The 4080-nt window shown below is 70.1% G+C and carries 4 protein-coding genes; 1 reads left to right on the forward strand and 3 read right to left on the reverse strand.

Annotated features, from left to right (window positions below; translation table 11 throughout):
- The 3 genes from SD626R_RS04265 to SD626R_RS17135 all read right to left on the reverse strand — a co-directional run.
- A partial coding sequence (locus tag SD626R_RS04265) for an aminopeptidase (protein WP_092563969.1) occupies positions 1-898 on the reverse strand: 898 nt, incomplete at its 3' end.
- Positions 899-979: 81 nt separating this feature from the next.
- On the reverse strand, positions 980-2323 hold the full coding sequence (locus SD626R_RS04270) for a sulfatase-like hydrolase/transferase (protein WP_092563972.1): 1344 nt from the start codon (positions 2321-2323) through the stop codon (positions 980-982).
- Positions 2324-2442: 119 nt separating this feature from the next.
- The gene (locus tag SD626R_RS17135) at positions 2443-2565 is read right to left on the reverse strand and encodes a hypothetical protein (protein ID WP_255310058.1); all 123 of its coding nucleotides are present in this window, start codon (positions 2563-2565) and stop codon (positions 2443-2445) included.
- Positions 2566-2752: 187 nt separating this feature from the next.
- Here SD626R_RS17135 and SD626R_RS04275 point away from each other — a divergent pair, with 187 nt between their 5' ends.
- Positions 2753-3736 carry an HFX_2341 family transcriptional regulator gene (locus tag SD626R_RS04275; protein WP_092563975.1) on the forward strand — a complete coding sequence of 328 codons (984 nt, stop codon included), beginning with the start codon at positions 2753-2755 and terminating at the stop codon, positions 3734-3736.
- Positions 3737-4080: the final 344 nt, after the last annotated feature.

The following is a 4080-nucleotide window of genomic DNA, read 5'->3' on the forward strand; positions in this document are numbered from 1 at the left end:
CCATCTTCTCGTCGAACAGCATGTTGTAGGTGAACCGGTCGATCTGGCGGTTCATCCCGATGCCGAGTTCGCCGAGGCGCCGGGAGCCCTCGTCGGTGTCGAGGATCCCCGTCAGCAGCTCCTCGTTGCGCTCGGCCGAATGCGAGACGACCTTCCCGTCTTCGAACCGGAGGCGGACCCCGTCGATCTCCCGGCCGTACCGGTACAGCGGGAGGTCGAAGTGGACCTCGCCGTCGACGCCGTCGCGGACGGGCGCCGTGAACACCTCGCCGCCGGGGAGGTTCGCCTCGCCGTAGTCGTTGAGCGTCGAGTTCCCGGAGACATCGAGCGTGAGGTCCGTCTCCTCGCCCGAGCGGATCCGGACCTCATCGGCGTCGTCTAAGATCGCCACCATCTCCTCCTGGAAGGCGCGCTGCTCCTCCCAGTCGAGCGAGGCGGCATCCCAGACGAAGTCCTCGTACGCCTCGGTGCTCATCCCAGCGAGCTGCGCGTGGCTCGCGGTCGGGTACTGCGTGAGACACCAGGTCTTCGAGAGGCGCGTCCGCTTGACGTCCTCCATCGCGCGGTTGTAGGCGGCGTTCGTCTCGGGGTCGACGTCGGCGTCCTCGGTCGCGTTCGACCCGCCGCGCGCGATGACGAACACGTCGGCCTCCTGATACAGGGCGCGCCGGTGCTCCGGCTCGGTGAACTCCTCCGAGGAGCGCTTGAACGCGCGCTGGGCGCGCTTCGAGTAGTTGAGGTACACCGGGTTGGCGCCGCGGTCCCCGCAGATCTCGTGGAGGGCGACCGCGAGGTCCTCGGCCTCGGCGGGCAGCTGAATGACGACGTCGTCGCCGGACTCGATGCCGGTCGAGTGGTCGGCGATGATCTCGGCGTGCTCGCGGATGCGTGCGTCCATATCGGTCCCTTCTCGCGCCGGCGGATTACCGTTACCGCTTCGGCGTCGCGGGGCGGTCGCGACCGCGGTCGCCGGGAGCGGTCACTCCAGGTAGCCGAGGGCGCGGAGCTGCGCGTCGTCGTACCGACGGGCGTCGCGCGCCTCGCCTGCGGGGCCGCCCCGCGCGGCGAGCACGGCCGACAGCGACTCGGGGTCTGGTCGGGGCGCCGCGTCCGCCGGGCGGCGCTCGCGCACCCGTTCCGCCGCCGGGTCGTCGCTCGGGGCGACCGTCCGCAGCGCGTCGATCCCGTCGGCGGTCCGTCGGCCGAACAGCTTCTCGCCGTCGTCCCGGCGGACCCCGCGAACGAGGTCCGTCGCGCCGAGGGTCCTGGCGACCGTGAAGGCGTGCTCGCGGGCGAACGACGAGGGCGAGGGGGGAGCCGCCGGTCCGGACTCGTCGGCCGCCGCAGTCGCCGGGACGGCCAGCATCCGCGGGAGGTCGATCAGCGAGACCTGGTCCGCGACGACCGACGCGGGCCAGTCCGGCCGGGCGACCACCAGCGGGACGCGGACGAGCGACTCCCAGGAGGCCGCGGGGACGTGGCCGATCAGCCCGCGGCCGGGGTCGAAGTTCTCCCCGTGGTCGGCGGTCAGCGCGAGCACGTCCCGGTCGGGGTCGTAGCGGCCGCTGTCGCGGAGCCGCGCGACGAACCGCTCGATCGCCGTTCCGAGCGCGTCGCAGCTCCGGTCGTACAGCGCCCGGACCGGACCGAGGTCGGCCGGCTCGAGGGCGTCGGCGCCGCGAACGGCGAGGCTCCGACTCCGGGCCGAGGTCCGGTAGTCGCCGGGCTCCGGGGTCGCGTCGGTCGGCGGCCAGTACGGGGTGTGGGTGTCCATGTAGTGAATCCAGCAGAAGACCGGGCCGTCCGCGTCGGCGAGCCGCTCCTCGGCGCGGTCGTGCAGCGTCGTCGCCGGCCGGTAGTAGGGCCCGAGGAGGCCGAGCCGGCGCGCGAGCGGCCAGACCGCGTCGAAGTAGCCGCGCTCGACGACCCGCGTCAGCGACCGCGGGAGCGCATCGTCCAGTCGCGCGGTCAGTCCGCCCTCGGTCGACGCGCCCTCTTCCTCTCCGAGCGCCGGCCGGACCAGGGGGTTGTCGGTCAGCAGCATCGTCTCGTAGCCCGCCTCGCGGAACCGCGCGAGGAGCGACGCGGGGTCGTCGCCAGCGTCGCCCGAGCCGCCGGCCGCCTCGCCCTCGGGGTCTGTGCCGTCGACGAACCGCCCGGTCGCGAGCGCCGGGACGGAGCTGGCCGTGAACGGGGCGGGCGCGACCGCGGTAGGGAACCGCGTCCCGTCCAGTTCGTCCGCGAGGCGCTCGGCCGTGTCCGCGAACGCGTCGGCGCGCAGCGAGTCCGCGGACAGCAGGAAGACGTTCGGCGCGCGCTCCATGCCGGAGCCGAGGGGGCGAGCGTGTTAAGCGCGTCGGGAGACCCCTTCCTCGTCTCGGAATCGCCGCTCGAAACGGGAGAGAATCGTTAAGAAAAGCGAAGAGTTAGCGGAGCGAAACGTCAGGAGCGCAGCCACGCCAGCAGGCGGTCGGCCGGGCTGGTCGCCGCGTCGAGGTCCTCGGGCCGAGGGGTGTCTTTCAGTCGCTCGGGTCCGCGTTCGGTATTCGACTTACGAACTGCCATTACGATACCCAATTGTCGTCGTATGTAGAAAAAAGACTCGAAATGTTAATTTATTCTCGCAGAATGTCCGTTATGTATTGTTTTAATCATCATTATCGTTGCAGATCGGAGACGCGGACCGCCCCTCGCGCGGCCGTCGGCGCGCCGCTTGAGGGGATATATAACCGTCCCTCCGTAGTGTAGCGTAATGCAAACGCACATCGTGCCGGTCGGCTTCGACTACGACCGCATGATCGCCCCGCTCATCCGGGACCAGTTCGACGTCGACCGGGTGATCCTCTTAGAGGGGACGGTCGGGAGCGAGGCCAACGTCGAGTACTCGCGGAACATCGCCCGGAAGCTCGAACAGGATTTCCAGAACCTGCTCGGCGCCGAGACCGTCCGCGAGCGCCTGACCGACGTGTACGACTACGACGCCGCCTTCGAGCGCGCCTACGACCTGATCAACGCGGAGCTGGACCGGGACGGCGTCGAGGGCGAGTCCGACGACGCCGACGGCGAGAGCGCGGGAGACGGCGCCGACGAGCGCGAGGTGTGGGTGAACCTCTGTTCGATGCCCCGCCCGGTGTCGTTCGCGTTCGCGACCGCGGCCCACTCGATCATGGTCGAGCGGCAGGCCGACCGCGACCGTATCCACACCTACTACACCGCTCCGGAGAAGTACCTGGAGACCGAGCTCGCGGAGGAGCTCCGCGCGAACCGCGACCTCCTGCGGGAGCTGGTCGAGCGCGACGCGGTCGACGGCGACGCGCTGGACGAGGACCGCGTCGCCGACCGGCTCGACACGACGACGTCGCTGTTAGAGGAGTTCGACGAGCGCGGCACCACTATCGGCGCGAAGCGCATCGGCGACAGCCACGTGATCGAGCTGCCCGTCGCCTCCTTCCAGAACGTCAAGCCGTTCGAGGAGCTCGTCCTCTTTACACTGGGCGAGCACGGCGAGTTCGCCTCCGTCTCGGAGCTCGCGGAGACGCTCGCCGATGACCTCAACGAGGAGTACACCGACTCGTTCCGCTCGAAGGTGATCTACAACGTCGACCGGCTCGGCCCCGGCGGGAAGGGGTACATCGAGCAGGAGGCGCACGGGAAGTCCTACCGGACGACGCTCTCGCGGATCGGCCGGCTCTGGGTCCGAGCGCACGCCGACGAGGATCGGGAGTTGGCGCGATAAGTCGGGGTTGCCGCGAACGTACTTCGAATCGCGGCCGTTCATTTGTGAATCGCTGCTGACGTGGTGACTACCTCCAGAATCCCTGCCGCTCGGTGATCGTGTTTAGCTACTTTACCGCGAACACCTCTAAAGCCCCAGCTGCGACGACTCGCGCGGCTCGGTGCGCTCCGCGCCCGTTCGCTTCGCTCACTCGCTGCGGTGCTTCCGTCGCCGTGCTTCGTCCTCGCGGCTGCCCCTTTGAGTCCCGCCCCGCACCGCACGGCGACCGCACCTCACCCCTCCCCAGCCTCGCCGCCCGCTTCCCTCGCGGCGTCCCTCGCGCGTGCCCCTCGGCCGCGAGGCGG

The sequence above is a fragment of the Halorubrum sp. SD626R genome (assembly GCF_001261915.1).
Lineage (GTDB): Archaea > Halobacteriota > Halobacteria > Halobacteriales > Haloferacaceae > Halorubrum.

Excerpts from the sequence above, each read along its gene's own strand:
- SD626R_RS04270 (WP_092563972.1), bottom strand. The coding sequence starts at position 2,323 with ATGGAGCGCGCGCCGAACGTCTTCCTGCTGTCCGCGGACTCGCTGCGC.
- SD626R_RS17135 (WP_255310058.1), bottom strand. The coding sequence starts at position 2,565 with ATGGCAGTTCGTAAGTCGAATACCGAACGCGGACCCGAGCGACTGAAA.
- SD626R_RS04275 (WP_092563975.1), top strand. The coding sequence starts at position 2,753 with ATGCAAACGCACATCGTGCCGGTCGGCTTCGACTACGACCGCATGATC.